This is a genomic window from Thioalkalivibrio sp. ALE10, from assembly GCF_000381385.1.
In the GTDB taxonomy this organism is placed as follows: domain Bacteria; phylum Pseudomonadota; class Gammaproteobacteria; order Ectothiorhodospirales; family Ectothiorhodospiraceae; genus Thioalkalivibrio.
In genome coordinates, this window is sequence record NZ_KB906456.1 from 1 (window position 1) to 17,268 (window position 17,268).

Annotated in this window: 20 protein-coding genes; 2 read left to right on the forward strand and 18 right to left on the reverse strand. The window is 66.7% G+C overall.

Annotation, left to right across the window (positions count from 1 at the left end; translation table 11 throughout):
* Nucleotides 1–31 precede the first annotated feature (31 nt).
* The 8 genes from F788_RS0111095 to F788_RS0111130 all read right to left on the reverse strand — a co-directional run bounded on the left by F788_RS0111095 (nucleotide 32) and on the right by F788_RS0111130 (nucleotide 6,804).
* Nucleotides 32–1,000 carry an IS30 family transposase gene (locus F788_RS0111095; protein ID WP_019590205.1) on the reverse strand — a complete coding sequence of 323 codons (969 nt, stop codon included), beginning with the start codon at nucleotides 998–1,000 and terminating at the stop codon, nucleotides 32–34.
* 89 nt (nucleotides 1,001–1,089) lie between these two features.
* Nucleotides 1,090–1,548, reverse strand: a complete 459-nt coding sequence (locus F788_RS13425) for a CsgG/HfaB family protein (RefSeq protein WP_019590206.1) — start codon at nucleotides 1,546–1,548, stop codon at nucleotides 1,090–1,092.
* A 24-nt stretch (nucleotides 1,549–1,572) separates the two neighbouring features.
* A complete protein-coding gene (locus F788_RS0111105; RefSeq protein WP_018869410.1) occupies nucleotides 1,573–1,989 on the reverse strand; it encodes a curli assembly protein CsgF in 417 nt (138 codons plus the stop codon).
* An 18-nt stretch (nucleotides 1,990–2,007) separates the two neighbouring features.
* A complete protein-coding gene (locus F788_RS0111110) occupies nucleotides 2,008–2,442 on the reverse strand; it encodes a hypothetical protein (RefSeq protein ID WP_018869409.1) in 435 nt (144 codons plus the stop codon).
* 154 nt (nucleotides 2,443–2,596) lie between these two features.
* A complete protein-coding gene (locus F788_RS0111115; RefSeq protein WP_019022055.1) occupies nucleotides 2,597–3,133 on the reverse strand; it encodes a CsgE family curli-type amyloid fiber assembly protein in 537 nt (178 codons plus the stop codon).
* Nucleotides 3,130–3,819: a LuxR C-terminal-related transcriptional regulator gene (locus F788_RS0111120; RefSeq protein WP_019590208.1), complete on the reverse strand. Its 690-nt coding sequence runs from the start codon at nucleotides 3,817–3,819 to the stop codon at nucleotides 3,130–3,132. The genes F788_RS0111115 and F788_RS0111120 overlap by 4 nt, the downstream gene beginning before the upstream one ends.
* A gap of 252 nt (nucleotides 3,820–4,071) precedes the next feature.
* A complete protein-coding gene (locus F788_RS0111125; RefSeq protein WP_019590209.1) occupies nucleotides 4,072–5,430 on the reverse strand; it encodes an adenosylmethionine--8-amino-7-oxononanoate transaminase in 1,359 nt (452 codons plus the stop codon).
* A 3-nt stretch (nucleotides 5,431–5,433) separates the two neighbouring features.
* Nucleotides 5,434–6,804 (reverse strand): KamA family radical SAM protein, encoded by a 1,371-nt coding sequence (locus F788_RS0111130; protein ID WP_019590210.1) that lies wholly within the window; start codon nucleotides 6,802–6,804, stop codon nucleotides 5,434–5,436.
* A gap of 267 nt (nucleotides 6,805–7,071) precedes the next feature.
* Here F788_RS0111130 and F788_RS0111135 point away from each other — a divergent pair, with 267 nt between their 5' ends.
* Nucleotides 7,072–8,202 carry an aminotransferase class V-fold PLP-dependent enzyme gene (locus F788_RS0111135; protein WP_019590211.1) on the forward strand — a complete coding sequence of 377 codons (1,131 nt, stop codon included), beginning with the start codon at nucleotides 7,072–7,074 and terminating at the stop codon, nucleotides 8,200–8,202.
* A gap of 6 nt (nucleotides 8,203–8,208) precedes the next feature.
* Here the strand turns inward: F788_RS0111135 and F788_RS0111140 are convergent, their stop codons facing one another.
* The 10 genes from F788_RS0111140 to fabD form a co-directional block, all read right to left on the reverse strand.
* Nucleotides 8,209–8,547 (reverse strand): PilZ domain-containing protein, encoded by a 339-nt coding sequence (locus F788_RS0111140; RefSeq protein WP_018869403.1) that lies wholly within the window; start codon nucleotides 8,545–8,547, stop codon nucleotides 8,209–8,211.
* Nucleotides 8,548–8,587: 40 nt separating this feature from the next.
* Complete coding sequence (locus tag F788_RS0111145; protein WP_018869402.1) at nucleotides 8,588–9,613, reverse strand: DNA polymerase III subunit delta'; 1,026 nt, start codon at nucleotides 9,611–9,613, stop codon at nucleotides 8,588–8,590.
* Nucleotides 9,610–10,245 carry a dTMP kinase gene (gene tmk, locus F788_RS0111150; RefSeq protein WP_018869401.1) on the reverse strand — a complete coding sequence of 212 codons (636 nt, stop codon included), beginning with the start codon at nucleotides 10,243–10,245 and terminating at the stop codon, nucleotides 9,610–9,612. The genes F788_RS0111145 and tmk overlap by 4 nt, the downstream gene beginning before the upstream one ends.
* Nucleotides 10,245–11,288 carry an endolytic transglycosylase MltG gene (mltG, locus tag F788_RS0111155; RefSeq protein ID WP_026279456.1) on the reverse strand — a complete coding sequence of 348 codons (1,044 nt, stop codon included), beginning with the start codon at nucleotides 11,286–11,288 and terminating at the stop codon, nucleotides 10,245–10,247. The genes tmk and mltG overlap by 1 nt, the downstream gene beginning before the upstream one ends.
* Nucleotides 11,275–12,081 (reverse strand): aminotransferase class IV, encoded by an 807-nt coding sequence (locus F788_RS0111160; RefSeq protein WP_196799371.1) that lies wholly within the window; start codon nucleotides 12,079–12,081, stop codon nucleotides 11,275–11,277. Before F788_RS0111160 ends, mltG begins: the two co-directional genes overlap by 14 nt.
* Nucleotides 12,078–13,433, reverse strand: a complete 1,356-nt coding sequence (locus tag F788_RS0111165; RefSeq protein WP_019590212.1) for an aminodeoxychorismate synthase component I — start codon at nucleotides 13,431–13,433, stop codon at nucleotides 12,078–12,080. The genes F788_RS0111160 and F788_RS0111165 overlap by 4 nt, the downstream gene beginning before the upstream one ends.
* 18 nt (nucleotides 13,434–13,451) lie before the next feature.
* Nucleotides 13,452–14,672: a beta-ketoacyl-ACP synthase II gene (fabF, locus tag F788_RS0111170; RefSeq protein ID WP_019590213.1), complete on the reverse strand. Its 1,221-nt coding sequence runs from the start codon at nucleotides 14,670–14,672 to the stop codon at nucleotides 13,452–13,454.
* 111 nt (nucleotides 14,673–14,783) lie between these two features.
* Entirely contained in the window at nucleotides 14,784–15,023 is a 240-nt protein-coding gene (gene acpP, locus F788_RS0111175; protein WP_018869396.1) for an acyl carrier protein, read from the reverse strand.
* Between the two features lie 127 nt (nucleotides 15,024–15,150).
* Nucleotides 15,151–15,888, reverse strand: a complete 738-nt coding sequence (fabG, locus tag F788_RS0111180; protein WP_018869395.1) for a 3-oxoacyl-ACP reductase FabG — start codon at nucleotides 15,886–15,888, stop codon at nucleotides 15,151–15,153.
* A gap of 32 nt (nucleotides 15,889–15,920) precedes the next feature.
* Nucleotides 15,921–16,865: an ACP S-malonyltransferase gene (gene fabD / locus F788_RS0111185; protein WP_081622834.1), complete on the reverse strand. Its 945-nt coding sequence runs from the start codon at nucleotides 16,863–16,865 to the stop codon at nucleotides 15,921–15,923.
* Nucleotides 16,866–17,048: 183 nt separating this feature from the next.
* On the opposite strand from fabD, the gene infA reads away from it, so the two are divergent.
* Entirely contained in the window at nucleotides 17,049–17,267 is a 219-nt protein-coding gene (gene infA / locus F788_RS0111190) for a translation initiation factor IF-1 (RefSeq protein WP_018861401.1), read from the forward strand.
* Nucleotide 17,268: the final 1 nt, after the last annotated feature.

The following is a 17,268-nucleotide window of genomic DNA, read 5'->3' on the forward strand; positions in this document are numbered from 1 at the left end:
CCTGAATTCAACCAATAAGTGCAACGCCACGTCATGCGGCGCGTCGCCGCTGTAAGGATTGCTCCAGCACTTCGATCGGGGCCCGGTAGCCGAGCCGCTTGCGCGGTCGAAGGTTGAGTTTGTCTTCGATCTCCTGGATTCGTTCTTCGCTGACCTGAGCGAAGTCGGTGCCCTTCGGGAAGTACTCCCGGATCAGGCCGTTGGTGTTCTCGTTCGAGCCGCGTTCCCAGCTGTGATACGGCCGGGCGAAGTACACGGGGCAGGCGAGCTTTGCGCTCACCTGCTCGTGGGCCGCGAACTCCTTGCCATTGTCGACCGTGATACTCGTCACTGCCGGGCGCCAGTGGCCCAGGGCGTCGATGATCGCCTTCCGGGTCTCCTCGGCTGTTCGCCGCTCGATCTTGCGGATGGCGACCGTGCCGCTCTTGCGCTCCACCAGCGTGACCAGCGCGGCCGCACTGCTGCCCAGCACCGTGTCGCCTTCCCAGTCGCCAAAACGACGACGTTCGTCGACCACCGTCGGCCGCTTCTCAATCCCGACCCGGTTGACGATCCGGCCCCGGCGATCGACCGAACCGTAGCGCTTGCGGTAGCGCCGCCGGCGGTGCCGCAGATGGTTCACCAGCGAGCCGCCGGCCGCCTGATCGCGCGCCACGTGGCGGTAGATCCACTCGTGGCTCACCACCGGATGTCCGGCTTCACGCGCGCTCCCCGCGATCTGCTCCGGACTCCAGCCGTCGCGCAACCGATCTTCCACCCAATCGGTCAGCGCGGGAATCCGCTTGTGCCACTTGTGCGCGCTTCGGCGGCGTTGGTCGGTGCGCTTCTGGGCGGTACGCGCCTCGTAGCCACCACCATCGCCGTTGCGCTTCAGCTCGCGACTGATCGTGCCCGGGCTGCGGCCCAGCGTCCGCGCAATCGCCCCCTGCGAGCGCCCCAGCCCGCGCAACGCACTGATCTGATATCGTTCTTCCTGGGTCAGCTGCCTGTAGTGCCTCATCGGTACGCCTGAATGGGTTTGGGGTGAGAGCCACCCATTCTACGGCGGCAGCTGGCCCACCCCTTCCGGGTTCAGGCGTTGCAGTTATTCTATGAATTCAGGTAGGCAATGATCCCGCCCTCGAACACGATTCGCGCGGCACGCAGGTTATCGAGGCTGTCTTCCTGGCCGATCCGTTCCAGATTGGCGCGAATGATGCGCCGTTCGGTCAGCAGGTTCTGCAGACCTTCGCGCTCCAGAGGCCGAAACCAGCCCGATTCGGCCAGGGCCGCACTGAGCATGGCACTACCACCCTGAGTCACCGCCGTGGAAAACGTGCTCGCCGGTGCCGGCCGGTACTGGCCGGTCTGGTCGCGGAAGTCGTAGACAGCCGCGTCCACGGGAGCCGCTGGTCGGGGCAATTCCAGGAGATCGAAATAGGTTCCGGCCCGGGGCATCAGGGTCGCCTCGGTCCCCTCCAGGTTGCCTGGCTGCGCAGCAAACGAGGCGCACCCCGAGAGGATCAGGGCTGCGCCCAGCATGACGCCGATACGCGAAAGCTGTTTCATGACCATCTCCTTGTCGCTTCGTGGTCAGAACTGGCCATTGACCTGACCCAGATTCACGGTCGTCGTCTCGCCGGTGCGGCGGTCGAGGATGGTCATCACGAACCCGCCCTGGCCGGTACTGTCAATGCGGATCCTCAGGGTGGAACTTTCAATCAGGCTGGAACGCCCCTCCTCACCCTCGACGGCATCGGAAATGGCATCGTTGACCAGCGAATTACGCAGGTCCTGGAGAAAGAAATCCGTCTCGGAGAACGACCCGAAATCGGGTGCATTCGGATCGGTGTAAGTGTCCTGAGCCTGCGCCTTGTTAAGCAGGAAGCTGCCGTTCAGCGGATCGCCGCCGAAACTCGGGCTACGGGGCTCGTAGATCAGTTGTTGAGCCTGAACGGCTCCGGCGCAGGCGAGCAGCAGCCCGCCGGCGAAAATCGTCGTGACACGCATGATGGTCCTCCTCCCGGGTCAGTGCTGGATGACCTGGACTCGCGCATGCCCGCGGGCATGCTGGTGAACCTGCACTGGAGACGCGCTGCCGTTTCCGCGCTGGTCGACATGCAGATGTCCGCCGACACCGGTCTGGCGGAGAAAGGCCTGCTTGCCATAGCCGGCCTGATCCAGACCGGCCTGATGGCCGACGCCGTACTGCACAATGGTGCCCTCGTGGCTGCCCCCCAGCTGGCGTACTCGGGCGTCGTTGCCGGCCCCGGACTGCACGACGGTGGCGTGGTTGTTGCGGCCGCGCTGATCGATCATGGCCAGGGATCCCTGGCTGCCGCTCTGTGTCAGACTGCTGGCAGGGGCAAGTTCGTCCACGGCGTGGAGATCGGCCGCCATCGCCGGTGACGCGAATAACGCCGCCGCCAGGGCCAGGGGAATCAGGATACGTTCGGGCTTCATGGCACACTCCTTCTCGAAGTGAATGGACTCGGTATCGAGTGTGGTGCCATGCGGGGCGCGGGCCCATCCGCCGAAGGCATGGAGCGGCGGATGGACTTTCTCCCACTTGTTCAGCCCGCGGAAGTAGCAGGTCTTTCATACCCCCCGCCGGGGGTCAGAATTCCTCGTCGGCCAGGTCGCTGCCGTCGCGGAACAGCCGTTCGAGCTCCCGCTGCACCAGCGCAGTTTCCACCTGCTCGGCGGCGGAGTCGGCAATGTCCATGATCTCCGACGGGCGTGGCGGGAGCGTCGCCGCGAACAGCACCTCGCTGCCCCGGGTCGTCACCCAGATCTGACTACCGAAGCGTGCCGACGGTCGTTCCACGATGGTGAGATCGGTACTCTGCAAAACGCCGCTTTCCAGCCGCAGCTGAGCGAAACGACGAAAGAACGTCTTGCCCATCATGGTAATGGTGCGGTCCACCACCACCGCCCCCAGCCCGGGCTCGCCGGCCGGGCGCGGAGGGCGGGATGGAAGAATGGCTCCCTCGTTGGCCTCCGCCTCCGGCTCGCCTTCCAGGTCCGTGGGGGCATCGACCTCCACCGGGGAGGATTCCCCGGCCCCGACCGAGGCCCAGGGGACCAGGCACACAATCCCGGCCACCACCAAGCCCGCAAGAACGCCCGGCGAAGAACGGACCGGGGGAATCATGCGTGCATCGCCTGACAGGTTTCTGTCAGGTTGACCGGCGGCACACCCAGATTCTCCCTCGCCCAGGCAATCGCCTGGGTGCGGTTCCTGACTTCGATTTTTCGAAAAAAGTTATAAAGGTGTGATTTTACGGTATGTTCCGAGATAAAGAGCTGCTTTGAAATCTCCAGGTTGGTGGCTCCCGACCCCAGCAACAGGAGGATCTGGACCTCCCTTTGTGTCAGGCCACAAGAGGGACGGAAGACGTTGATCCGGCGACGGCGGTACGTCCGGATCAGCCGCGTCATCAGGTGCCGGGACATCCACCAGTCGGCATGCAACAGGGACTGAATGCCCTTGCAGATCAACTCCGCCCGGTCGGTTCGGTAAAAGACACCCTGCAGGTAGAGCCGATCCAGCAAATCGACGGCCTCGTTCTCGTCCCGGACGTTGAAGGCCGCCATGGTCAGATCGTCATTGTGCACCAGGGCCTGCTCCACAAAGGCGATGTCATCCATCGTCAATGCGGTTGCGTCAAACAGGATCAGGGCCGAATCCAGGAGCTGTTCGGTCCAGCGCGGAGCCCGGGGCTCCACCCCCGTAACCGGCATCCCGGTCTGCTCGGATACGTAATCGAAAAACAGTTGTGCCTGTGGCGTGATCGGGGTGATAAAAACGATGGAACGCTCGGCATCGACGTCACTCATCGCGGTCAGCTCCTTGGCCGCAGAACGGCCGCTTTTCCGGAAAACTCCTGCCCGCCACCCTGCGCCGCTCGCCCGCGGGTAGTAGAAATCTGGTACGTCGGCGCGCGAACGGGTTACGAAAGTCATTCGAAAATTACCGAAAATGAATGAATGACTACGAAAACGTTCGCATAGTGCGGGTGCATGTCCTTTATGCGCCGACTCTTGCGGCGCGGTCAAGCCCCTGGAGTGAAAGCGTGATGCCGGTCCGCTTCAGTCGCGGGTGGCGATGTCGATGCCCTCGCCCATGACGTCCACGAGGAAGTCGATCTGCTCCTCGGTGATCACGTAGGGGGGCATGAGATAGGAGACGTTGCCCAGGGGACGCAGCAGTGCCCCGCGGGTCAGGCCGTGGCGGTAGATGTCGAGCCCCCGCCGTTCCTGCCACGGATACGGGGTCCGGCTGGCCTTGTCCTGCACCAGCTCGACCGCGGCGATCATGCCGTGCTGGCGCACGTCGGCCACGTGCGGGTGATCGTTGAGCGGTTCCAGGCGCCGTGCAATGTGCGCGGCCAGTTCACGATTGCGCTCCAGCACCGGTTCGGACTCGAAGATGTCCAGCGTGGCCAGCGCGGCCCGGCAGGCCAGCGGATTCCCGGTGTAGGAATGCGAGTGCAGGAACATGTTGAGCTTTTCGTAATCGTCGTAGAACGCCTGGTAGACCGTATCGGTAGTCAGCAGCGCGGACATCGGCAGATAACCGCCGGTCAGGCCCTTGGACAGGCACAGGAAGTCGGGCGTGATCGGCCCCTGCTCGCAGGCGAACAGGGTCCCGGTACGGCCGAAGCCCACCGCGATCTCGTCGGCGATCAGGTGCACGCCATGGCGGTCGCAGGCGTCGCGCAGCAGGCGCAGGTATTCCGGGTCGAACATGCGCATGTGACCGGCGCACTGCACCAGCGGCTCGATGATGACCGCGGCCACCTCGTGGGCGTGGCGTTCCAGGGCCTGTTCCATGTGCGCGAACTGGCGGCGGGCCACATCGGCGCAGTCCTCGCCCGGCTCGCGGTGGAAGCAGTCGGGCCCCGGGACATTGATCACGTCCAGCATCAGCGGCTCGTAGGTATGCCGGTAGAGCGGCACGTCACTGACCGACAGGGCGCCGATGGTCTCGCCGTGATAGGCGTTGGAGACCCCGATGAAGCGGGTCTTCTGCGGCTGGCCGACATTGCGCCAGTAGTGGAAGCTCATCTTGAGCGCGGCTTCCACGCCGGCCGAGCCGTTGTCGGCCAGGAACACCCGGTCGAGCCCTGCCGGAGTGATGTCGATCAGGCGTTCACTCAGCTCCACCACCGGCTCATGGGTGCAGCCGGCCAGGATCACGTGCTCCAGACGGTCGACCTGATCCTTGAGCGCGTCGTTGATGCGCGGATTGGCGTGGCCGAAAAGGTTCACCCACCAGGAGCTGATGGCATCCAGATAACGGTTGCCGTCGAAGTCGTACAGCCACACACCCTCGCCCCGCTGGATCGGCAGCAGGGGCAGTGTGCCCTCCTCCCCGTAATCCTTCATCTGGGTACAGGGGTGCCACAGGGCCCGCAGGTCGCGCCGGCGTACGTCTTCGTTGCCCATGGATCAGACCCCGTGGCCGGACTTCATCGCCTCGAATTCGTCCTCGAAGAAGAACTTCTCCTCGCCGAAGGCGGGTTTCAGCTGGTTCAGCCAGGTGGCGTTCTCGTCGTAACGGGCGAAGAACGGGCGCTGCACCCAGTCCGGGTTGCGACCCTGGATGAAGCGCAGCACGAAGACCTTCTCCCCGTGGATCTCGGTGACCCCCTGGATCTCGACCTTGCCCGGATCGGCGCTCATGGACGCCCCGCGCGCAGTGCGCGCCAGCCCCGAGACCTGCTGCATCGCCTCGCGATAGATCTCCCAGGCGCGCGCCAGCGGAACCTCGAAATAGCGCCGCGCGCCGGTGTCGCGCTCCACGAACATGTAATACGGAATGATCCCGAGGCGCACCTGTTCGCGCCACAGATCGGCCCAGGCCTGCGGATCGTCATTGATGTGGCGCAGAAGCGGCCCCTGGGCACGGATCTCGGCGCCGGTGTCACGCACCCGGCGGATCGCCTCGCGGGCGATCGGGGTATGCAGCTCGTTGGGATGGTTGTAATGCGCCATCAGTGCCACGTGCTTGCCGCCCTCGACCAGCTGTTCCAGCAGCCGCAGCAAGTCATCGGCATCGCTTTCGGTCACGAAACGGTAGGGCCAGAAGGACAGCGCCTTGGTCCCGATGCGTACCGTCTGGACGTGCTCCAGCCCGGGTTCCAGCAGGGCTTCGAGATAGCCGCGCAGATTCCTGGTTTTCATGACCATCGGATCGCCGCCGGTCATCAGCAGATCGGAGATCGCCGGGTGCTCACGCAGGTACTGGTGCAGCAGACCGGCATCGGTGGAGGCAATACGCAGTTCCTTGTCCCCCACGAACTGGGCCCAGCGGAAGCAGAAGGTGCAGTACGAATGGCAGGTCTGCCCCTGACTGGGGAAGAACAGCACCGTCTCGCGATACTTGTGCTGCAGGCCGTTCATGACCTCGCCGTCATCCTCGCTGGGCCGGTTCAGTTCCATCTGGCCGGCCGGATGCGGGTTCAGTTCATCCCGAAGTTCCTTCGCCAGGGCCGCGATCTCCTTGCGCCCGGCCCCGCGGCGATGCAGCGCGGCCATCCGCTCGTAGGCCTCCGGGGACAGCATCTCCCGCTGCGGGAAAGTCAGCTGGAACATCGGGTCGTCCGGGATATTGTCCCAGTCGATCAACTCGTCGATCACGTACTCGTTGATCCGGAATGGCAGCACGCTGGACACCACGCGCATGTCGAAACGCATGGCCTCGGGGACACGCTCGAGGGCCTCGATCCGGTCCAGGTTGCGATCGTTGTAGACCTGGAACTCGCGCGGCTCGATCGAGCCGGCTTCCGGATCCTGGTAGAACTTGAGAACGGAATTCATCCGTGCCTCCTGTCGACGGTCGATGCGCCCGCTCCGCCCCTCCGGGCCGTCGCGATCGTGGGAATTACGGTTACTTCGGGACCGAGGCGGTCACACGGCGGGCCTTCGGGGCGAGGGCTGCCGCCTCGGTGGTGAGCGGCGTCAGGGAAACAGCGACGCGTACGTTATCAAGCACCTTGCGGGCGGACAAGAGATTTCGCGTGACTCTCAGGTTACCACCCCTGCGGCAGTGTGGGTTACCCTCGCCGAACCTGAAAGGAGGGCGTCATGCACCCGGAATTCCCCCATGAGGACATCATCCACCTCAACCATGCCGCGGTCGGACCGTGGCCCCGGCGCACCGCCGAAGCGGTCGAGGCCTTCGCCCGCGAGAACCTGCATCACGGCTCGCGGGGTTATGGACGCTGGCTGGAAACCATCAGCGCCACTCGGGAGCTGGCGCGGCAACTGATCGGTGCCCCCGAAGCGGAAGACGTGGCCTTCGTGAAGAACACCTCGGAGGCGCTGTCCATGGTGGCCTTCGGTCTGCCCTGGCGATCGGGGCAGAACATCGTGATTCCCGAGGGGGAGTTTCCCTCCAACCGCGTGGTATGGCACGCCGCTGCCGAACGTTACGACCTGGAAGTCCGGGAGGTCGCCATCGGCGAGGAGCCCGAGCTGGATCTGCTAAGGGCCTGCGACCATGCCACGGCCCTGGTGTCCGCGAGTGCGGTGCGCTATGACTCGGGCCTGCGCATGGACGTGCAGTTCCTCGGTAACGAGCTGCACGGGCGCGGCATTATGTTCTGCGTGGACGCCATCCAGCATCTGGGCGCCCTGCCCTTTGACGCGCCGGGATGCCGTGCCGATTTCGTGATGGCCGACGCGCACAAGTGGATGCTCGCGCCGGAGGGCATCGGTCTGTTCTACGTCAATCCCGAGGTCCGTGATCGCCTGGAGCTGAACGAATACGGCTGGCACATGCTCGAGCACGCCGGGGACTTCGACAATCCCGCGCTGACGCCCTCGCCCGGCGCCCGGCGTTTCGAGCCCGGCAGCCCCAACATGCTGGGCATCCAGGCGCTCCACGGCAGTCTGTCGCTGTTGCTGGAAACCGGCATGGACCGGGTGGACGAAGAGATCCGGGAGCACTGGCTGCATCTCGAGGATCGCCTGCGCGGGCTGGGCTGCGAAATCCTCAGTGCCCGCCACCGCCGCGCCGGCATCCTGACCTTCCGGCCCTCCGCGGGGCTGCTGGGGGACACCCCCCTGGAGACCGTTTACCACCGGCTGCAGGCGGATGGCATCCTGTGCGCCATGCGCGGCGGCGGGATCCGTTTCTCCCCGCATTTCTACCACGAGACCGCGGACCTGGACCGCGCGGTGGAGGGACTGCGCGAGGCCCTGCCGGTCCGGTAAGGCCGTTCAGAAGGTGTGAGTCTTGCGATCCGAATTGAGCATGCCGCCCAGGTGATCCTCGATCCGGCGGCGGGTCTGCCCCTTGTCGGAGGTGTTGAACTGGACTCCGATACCGCGCAGGCGGTTGCCCTGGGCCCGTGGCGGGGTGATCCACACCACCGTACAGGGCGTTGGCAGGCGATCGCCGTCGTCCAGCAGGGACAGCAGCAGGAAGACCTGATCGCCCAGCTTGTACGACTTGTCGGTAGGAATGAACAGCCCGCCGTTGCTCACAAAGGGCATGTACGCCGCATACAGCGCGGGTTTTTCCTTGATTGCCAAGGTCAGCATCCCTTGCCCGGCCATGAGCCCTCCCCGATTTCCACAGTGGTTTTTGCAGCGGCGCTCAGTATGCCCCGGAGCGCCCCCGGGATGCCAGCCGCCCCGCCGTCGTCTGCGCCAGCATGGCCGCCGCCATGTCTTCCAGCCGCAGCTGCGGGTTCAGCTGCGCGCGCGCCTGGCGCTGCCAGCGCCGCGATTCCTGGACCAGCGAGGCCAGTCCCCGCGCCCCGCGCTCGCGGGCAAAGGCCTGCAGCCGGTCCTGCGGGAACTGCGCGCCGAATCGATCCACCTCGCCGCTCGCCAGCCAGCGCTGGGCCGACAACAGCAGGGCCTGCCAGCGCGGCAGCAGGGTCTCCAGGTTGCAGCGCGCCAGCTGCGTGACCGCCGAATGCAGCTCACGAGCCTGCAACAGTTCCGCGAGGGCCTCACGTTCCTGTCGCCAGGCGGCGTGACGCTCGGGATCCGCCAGGAGTTCGGCCGCGACCACCGGGCGTCCGAGGCTGGCCGCCCAGGCCTCGTCCACCGCCGCAGGCTCCGGCGCGCCGGCGGCCAGCCAGTCACGTGCGGCCTCGAGATCCGGCGACGGAAGATGCAGATCCTGGCAGCGGCTGCGAATGGTGGCCGGCAGGGCCGAGGGTCGCGCGCTCTCGAGAACGATCAGCCCGCCCGCCGGGGGCTCTTCCAGTGTCTTGAGCAGCGCATTGGCCGCACTCGCGTTCATGGCGTCCGCCGGATGCAGCCGCAGCACGCGCCAGTCACCGGAGCCGCTGAGCGCCAGGAACTCACCGGCTTCGCGCACGGCATCCACCGGGATGTCCTTGCCCGACTCCGGCGGCATCACGTCGTGCAGCTCCGGATGCACGCCCCCGACAAAACTGCGGCACCCGCCACATTCCCCGCAGGCCGGCTGCGTGCCCGCAGCCCGTTCGCAGAACAGGCGCTGGAGCAGGGCCGTAACCAGCAGGCCCTTGCCCACGCCCTCGGCGCCGGTGACCAGCAGGCCACCGGGCAGATGCCCGGCCGCCGCACGCTGCACCAGCGTCTCCCAGGGCTGCGCGAGCCACGGCGGCACCGCGCCCGGCTCGTTCACGTGGACGCCTCCAGCAGACCGCGGCAGCGCAGCCCCTCGAGCATCCGCTGTGCCACGGTGGCGGCATCCGCCGAGGCATCCACCACCAGGTAGCGCTGCGGTTCTGCATCGGCCCGGCGCCGGTAAGCCGCGCGGGCACGTTCGAAAAATTCCTCTGCCTCGCGCTCGATGCGGTCCCGACGTCCCCGCTGCACGGCCCGCTCCAGCCCGGTTGCCGGGTCGATGTCGAGCAGGATCACCAGATCCGGGCGCAGATCGCCCTGCACCCAGTCCTCCAGTGCTGCAACCCGAGTGTCGCCCAGACCGCGCCCGCCGCCCTGGTAGGCAAAGCTCGCATCGGTAAAACGGTCGCTGACCACCCACTGTCCCGCATCCAGGGCCGGGCGGATCACTTCGGCGAGATGCTGCGCGCGCGCCGCGAACATCAGCAACAGCTCCGCTTCAGGGATCATCTCCGGCAGGTCCGGATCCAGCAACAGGCCGCGCAGGCGTTCGCCCAGCCCGGTGCCCCCGGGCTCGCGGGTCGCGCACACCCGCTGGCCGGCCGCCTCCAGTGCCTCGACCAGGGTTCCCATCTGGGTGGTCTTGCCGGCCCCTTCGATGCCCTCGAGGGTCAGGAATTGCCCCGTCATCAACGTCCCCTTCGGCCGTAGCGGCTCGCGTCGCCATCCAGCTGATAGCGAATCACGGCCTCGCGATGTTCGCGATAGGTCTCGGAAAAATGGTGGCTTCCATCATTGCGCGAGACAAAAAAGAACTCCCGGGTGTCCGCCGGCCGCGCGGCCGCTTCGATGGCGGCCCGGCCCGGCAGTGCGATGGGCGTCGGCGGAAGCCCTGGCCGGGTATAGGTGTTGTACGGATGATCCCGCTCCAGCTCCGCGCCCGTCAGTCGTTGCACGCCGGTCTCCTGCACATACAGCAGCGTGGGATCGGTCTGCAGCCGCATCCCCTCGCGCAGGCGATTCACGAACACGGCCGCCACCCGATCACGCTCGTCGCCGCGCCCGGTCTCGCGTTCCACGATCGAGGCCAGGATCAGCAGCTCGTACGGATCCTCCAGCGGCAGATCCTCGGAACGCCCCGCCCAGGCCGCATCCAGCGTGGCCCGCATTGCCTCGTGGCCACGCCGCAGGACGTCCAGCGAGTCGGTCCCGGAGCCGAAGAAATAGGTATCCGGCAGGAACCAGCCTTCGGGATGCTCGATGTCGTCGAGGCCCAGAACATCCGGCAGATTATGGACCCCTACCGACTCCGCCGGCGGGTCCAGTTCATCATGCCCGCGCACCGCAGCGAGTGCCTGGCGCACGGTCCAGCCTTCCGGCAGTGTCAGACGGTGCCGGACCACGTCGCCACGTGCCATGGCCTGGACCAGTTCCGCCGGGGTCATCCCGGCATCCACCGCGTACTCGCCGGCCTGGAGCCGGCCCGCCACACCCTGTCGCCGCGCATACACCTCGACCACCCGCGCCGACTCCACCCAGCCGCGGCGTTCGAACTCCCGGCTGAGGCTGCGCAACCCGGTCCCCGGCTGCAGCTCGAAGCGCTGCGACTCCTCCAGGGCCAGTGGCCGTTCCAGCTGGCCCCGATACCAGTCGGCCAGCCACAGCGCCCCGGCCGCGACCGCAACGAGCGTCAGTACGCCCGTTACCGCCATGATCTTCCTAATCCGTTTCATGCAGTGCCCTCCTGAGCGCCTGCAGGGCCGCAGGCTCGGTCCTTGCCGCCCCGCCCCCGATCAACACGCCCGCGGCCAGCCCCAGCCGCGCGTTGCTTACATACAGTCCGTCGGCGGCCTCCAGACGCTCGTACGTCGGCCAGGCGACCTCGGTGCTGACGCCGAATGCCTCGGCGTTTTCCAGCACCCAGGCACGCCGCGTGCCGGCGATTCCGGCCTCGTCGACCGGCGGTGTCACGAGGTGAGTCCCCTCGCGCAACCACAGGTTCCCCTGCGTGGCGCAGGTAATCCGGCCGACCGCGTCCTGCAGGATCGCCTCGTCCTCGCCCTCGCGCCAGTGCATGCGCGCCAGCACGTTTTCCAGGCGGCCCAGGTGCTTGATCCCGCCGAGGGCCGGATTGACGCTGGCCGGTATCGTCGAAAACCCGATGCGCAGCGGCGTCGCCTCCGCCGGGTCCGGACGCGACAGCTCCGGCCCGGCACGGACCAGCCGGGTGACCGCCGGCTGCGCCGGAGGCGCATAGCCCCGCGGGCCGCGGCCCCGGGTGAGCGTCAGACGCACCAGCCGTTCCCCCGGCCCCGCCGCCGCTTCGATTTCTTCGCGCAGCCGTTCCGGGTCCTGTGCGGGAAAGCCGAGGCGCTGCAGCCCCAGCTCCAGGCGCGCCCGATGCCAGGGCCACAGGCAGGCATGCCCCCGACGTACCAGCACCGTCTCGAACAGCCCGTCGCCCAGCAGCAGGCCGCGATCGTCGGCCGTCACCTCCGATCCGGAACCACCGTTCGCCCGACTCACCCCGCGCGCTCCACATCGGCACCCAGTGCATCCAGGAGCCCGCGCGCCTTGTGCCGCGTCTCTTCCAGCTCCTGGTCGGGGTCCGAATCGGCGACGATCCCGGCACCGGCGCGAAAACGCAGTTCCCGACCCCGAACCACCAGGGTACGGATCAGGATATTGGTATCCATGCGACCATGATCACTGACATAACCACAGGATCCGGTGTAGGCGCCGCGCGGCACCCGGCCTTCCAGTTCCTGGATCACCTGCATGGAGCGGATCTTGGGGCATCCGGTGATCGTCCCGCCCGGGAAGGTCGCGCGCAGCAGTTCTTCCGCGCGCGTCCCCGGCCGCAGCCGGGCCGTGATGCTGGAGACGATGTGATGGACCCGGCGGTAGCTCTCGATGGTCATCAGCTCGGCGACCCGCACGCTGCCAGTGCGTGCCACACGACCCAGATCGTTGCGTTCCAGGTCCACCAGCATGACGTGCTCGGCGCGCTCCTTGAGGTTGACCTCCAGTTCGCCATACAGGTCACGATCGGCCCGCGCATCCGGATCGCGCCTGCGGGTCCCGGCGATCGGCCGGGTTTCCGCCACACCGTCCTGCGCCGATACCAGACGTTCCGGCGAGGAGCTGATCACCTCCGCTCCCGGCAGCCGCAGCCAGGCCGCGAACGGCGCAGCGTTGGCACCCCGCAGGCGCCGATAGAGCTCGCCGGTATCCAGGGGCCGGTTCGCACGCGCGTGCCATTCGCGTGACAGGTTGGCCTGGAAGGTATCCCCGGCGCGGATGTACTCCAGCGCCCCGCGCACGGCCGCGCGGTAATATTCGGGATCGTCCTCCTCGATCTGCAGCGCCGGCAGGTGGCCGCCACCCGGGCCCGCCGCGGCATCCGCCGCCACCACCGCCAGATCGGCCTCCAGCTGCTCGCGTCGCGCGCGATCATCCCCGGCATCCACCCACCAGGTGACCCCTTCGTGATGATCGCGGATCAGCGCGGCGGGAAACCGCGTCGCAACGGCCGTCGGCAACCACGGATCCGGTGCGCAGTGTCCTAGCGCCGGTTCCAGGTACCAGGCGAATTCGTAGCCCACATACAGGAACCAGCCCCCGAAGAACGGCAGGTGGGCATGTTCGGGGGCCGGCGTGTACGCCGTCGGCGGAGACCCCAGATCGACATCGGCCGCCGACAGCAATGCGTCGCCATCGCCGGCGTCCAGCGTGCGCCCGGGGAACGCAAACAGGATGGAAAAGCGCGCCGGCGCCTGCCCGATCAGGGCCGACTCCAGCAGATGCGGATAACGCTGGGGGAAACGCCCTGCGAGGACCGCCAGATCGATCCCCGAGGGCAGCCTTTCGACGGCCATGCCCGCGCGAGGCCGGCGTCAGATGGCGCGGAACACCAGGGTTCCGTTGGTGCCGCCGAATCCGAAGGAGTTGGACAGGGCCACGCGGGTGTTCATGTCACGGGCCTCGTTGGCGACATAATCCAGATCGCAGCCTTCGCCCGGGTTGTCCAGGTTGATGGTTGGCGGCGAGACTTGATCACGCAGGGCCAGCGCGGTAAACACACCCTCGATCCCGCCCGCGGCACCCAGCAGGTGCCCGGTCATGGACTTGGTCGAATTGACCAGAAGGTTCTTCGCATGATCGCCGAAGGTCCGCTTGAGCCCCTCGGTCTCGGCCAGATCCCCGGCCGGGGTAGAGGTTCCGTGGGCGTTCACGTACCCCACTTCCTCCGGCTCAACGCCCGCGTCTTTCATGGCCCGGACCATGCACTTGGATGCCCCGCTGCCATCCTCGACCGGCTGGGTCATGTGATGGGCATCGGAATTCCAGGCGAAGCCGCCGATCTCGCAGTAGATGTTCGCGCCGCGGGCCTTCGCGTGCTCGTACTCCTCCAGGACCATCACCCCGGCCCCGTCACTGAGTACGAAACCGTCCCGGTCGGCGTCCCATGGCCGCGAGGCGCGGGCGGGATCGTCGTTGCGGGTCGACAGCGCGCGCGCCGCGGCAAAGCCGCCGATGCCCAGCGGCGTGGTGGCCATCTCGGCCCCGCCCGCAACCATCGCGTCGGCATCGCCATAGGCGATCATGCGCGCGGCGTCACCGATGTTGTGGGTGCCGGTGGCACAGGCGGAGACGATGGAGATGTTCGGCCCCTCCAGTCCCCGCATGATGGAGAGATTCCCCGCCACCATGTTGATGATGGCGCTGGGCACGAAGAACGGAGAGATCTTGCGGGCCCCGCCCTTCAGGTAGGCACCGTAGGAACGCTCGATGTAGGGCAGCCCCCCGATGCCGGAGCCAATCGCGACCCCGATCCGCTCCGGATCGGAACTGTCCGCGGACAGCCCGGCATCATCCAGGGCCTGGAGCCCCGCCGCCAGACCATAGATGACAAACGTGTCCATCTTCTTCTGGTCCTTGACCGGGACATAGTCATTGGCATTGAAGTCCCGCACCGCGCCGGAAATCTTGACCGGCATGTCCGAGGCATCGAACACGTCGATGGGCGTGATCCCGCTCTTCCCGGCCTTGATGCTGGACCAGGCCTGGTCGATGGTGGATCCGACCGGGGACACGATGCCGAGGCCGGTGACCACAACACGTCGCTTAGCCAATGATGTTCTCCCTCGAAAGACGGCTGCACGCAGACGACGAAAGGGGGGCGCCCGGCACGGGCGCCCATCCCATCGCCGCGACCATGGACCGGATCAGTCCTTGGCGTGCTCGTTGATGTAGTCGATCGCCTGCTGCACGGTGGTGATCTTTTCGGCCTGCTCGTCGGGGATTTCCGTTTCGAATTCCTCCTCGAGCGCCATCACGAGTTCGACGGTGTCAAGCGAGTCCGCGCCCAGATCGTCGACGAAAGCGGCGGCGTTCGTGACATCCTCTTCCTTGACTCCCAGCTGCTCGACAACGATTTTCTTGACGCGTTCTTCAATGCTGCTCATGGTTGAAACATCCCCTTGGATATGAGGCGGGTCCGGTAAAGGTCCGCCATTCTATTGAAAAGCACCGCCGTGATCCACAACCCCGGCGGAGGGCTCCGCGTAACGGGCCCGTGGCTCAGTGCATGAATCAGTGCATGAACATGCCACCATTGACGTGCAGGGTCTCGCCGGTAATGTACCCGGCCTCGTCGGACGCCAGAAAGCCCACCGCTGCGGCCACTTCTTCGGCATCACCCAGCCGGCCCAGCGGGATCTCGCCCAGCAGACGTTCGCGCGTCGCCTCGTCCAGCTCGCGCGTCATGTCGGTGTCGATGAACCCGGGGGCCACCGTGTTGACGGTGATGTTGCGGGCACCCACCTCGCGCGCCAGGGAGCGGGCGAAGCCGGCCAGCCCGGCCTTGGCCGCGGCGTAGTTGGTCTGGCCGGCATTCCCGGCCGTCCCGACCACCGAGCCGATCAGGACCACCCGCCCGCGGCGGGCCTTCATCATGCCCTTGATCACTTTCTGCGTGAGCCGGGCGGCCGCGGTGAGGTTGGTGTCGATCACCGCATCCCAGTCCTCGTCCTTCAGGCGCATGAACAGGTTGTCGCGGGTGATGCCGGCGTTGTTCACCAGTACCTCGATGGCGCCCTCGGTCGCCTGAATGTCCTCCAGCGCGGTCCTGACCGATTCGGCATCGGTGACGTCCATGGCGACCCCGCGGCCACCCCAGGGGGCCAGGGCCTCCGAGATCCGGCCGGCGCCGGCGTCACTGGTGGCGGTGCCCACCACCTGCATGCCCTGTTCCGCCAGACGGCGGGCGATGGCCGCGCCAATGCCGCGGCTCGCCCCGGTCACGAGAGCGATTCGTTGGTTTTCCGACATCAACGGTTTCCTTGCTGTTGGGAAATGGGCGGTCAGCCGGCGGTCAGCCGGTCACGGACGCTTTCCAGGGTGGCCCGATCGGCCACGTCCGGATGATCAATCGAACGGTCGATGCGTTTCGCCAGCCCGGTCAGCACCCGACCGGGACCACATTCCACCTGCACGCCGGCGCCCGCATCGCGCAGCCCCTGCACGGTTTCCACCCAGCGCACCGGGCGGTACAGCTGCTCCGCCAGACGGGCCTTCAGGCTGTCCACGTCGCTCGCCGGTGCGGCGGTCGCGTTCTGCCACACGGGGATCTGCGGGGCACGGAATTCGGTATTGTCCAGCACCGCCTGCAGACGTTCGGCCGCCGGGCGCATCAACGCACAGTGGGAGGGGACCGACACCGGCAGCTTCAGCGCCCGTTTGGCGCCCGCATCGCGAGCCGCCGACACCGCGCGGTCCACGGCCCCGGCCGTGCCGGCGATCACCACCTGTCCCGGCGCATTGAAGTTCACCGCCTCCAGAGTGTCACCGTCGGCCTGTGCCTCGCACAGGCCGATCACGTCGGCATCCTCCAGGCCGAGGATCGCGGCCATGGCTCCCTCCCCTGCGGGCACGGCGTCCTGCATGGCCCGGGCGCGCTCGGCGACCAGACTCACCGCATCCCGAAACCGCAGGGCCCCGGCCGCGACCAGGGCGCTGTACTCGCCCAGGCTGTGGCCGGCCACCGCCATGGGCTCCGGCACCCCCTGTTCACGCAGCATCCGCCAGCAGGCCACGCCGGCCGCCAGCATCACCGGCTGGGTCCAGCGGGTCTCGTCGAGCTGTTCCGCCGGTCCGTGCTGTACCAGGCTCCACAGGTCGGCATCCAGGCAGTCCGAGGCTTCCTGAAAGGTATCGCGTACCACGGCGAAATCATCGCCGACATCGGCGAGCATGCCCACCGACTGGGACCCCTGTCCCGGAAAAACCGCTGCCCAGGAAACTGTCATGGTTCGTGTCCGAAATTCACTGGATGAGAAAGCGGGCGTAGTTTAGGCGCTGACGCCGCCCCCGGCAAACCCCGAAACGCGACCGGCACCGTATCCGTAAAACGAAAAACAGGGGGTTTCCCTTGAGTTCCGTCCACGCATCCGCATAATGTCGCAACCCTGACTCATTACGCGAGGAACTGCATGGCGAAGGAAGACGAAATCGAGCTCGAAGGAACGGTCGTCGAGACGCTCCCCAACACCACCTTCCGGGTGGAGCTCGAGAACGGGCACACGATCACCGCGCACATCTCCGGGAAGATGCGCAAGCACTATATCCGGATCCTGCGCGGCGACAAGGTCATCGTGCAGATGACGCCCTACGACCTGAGCAAGGGTCGCATCGTCTACCGCAACAAGTAAG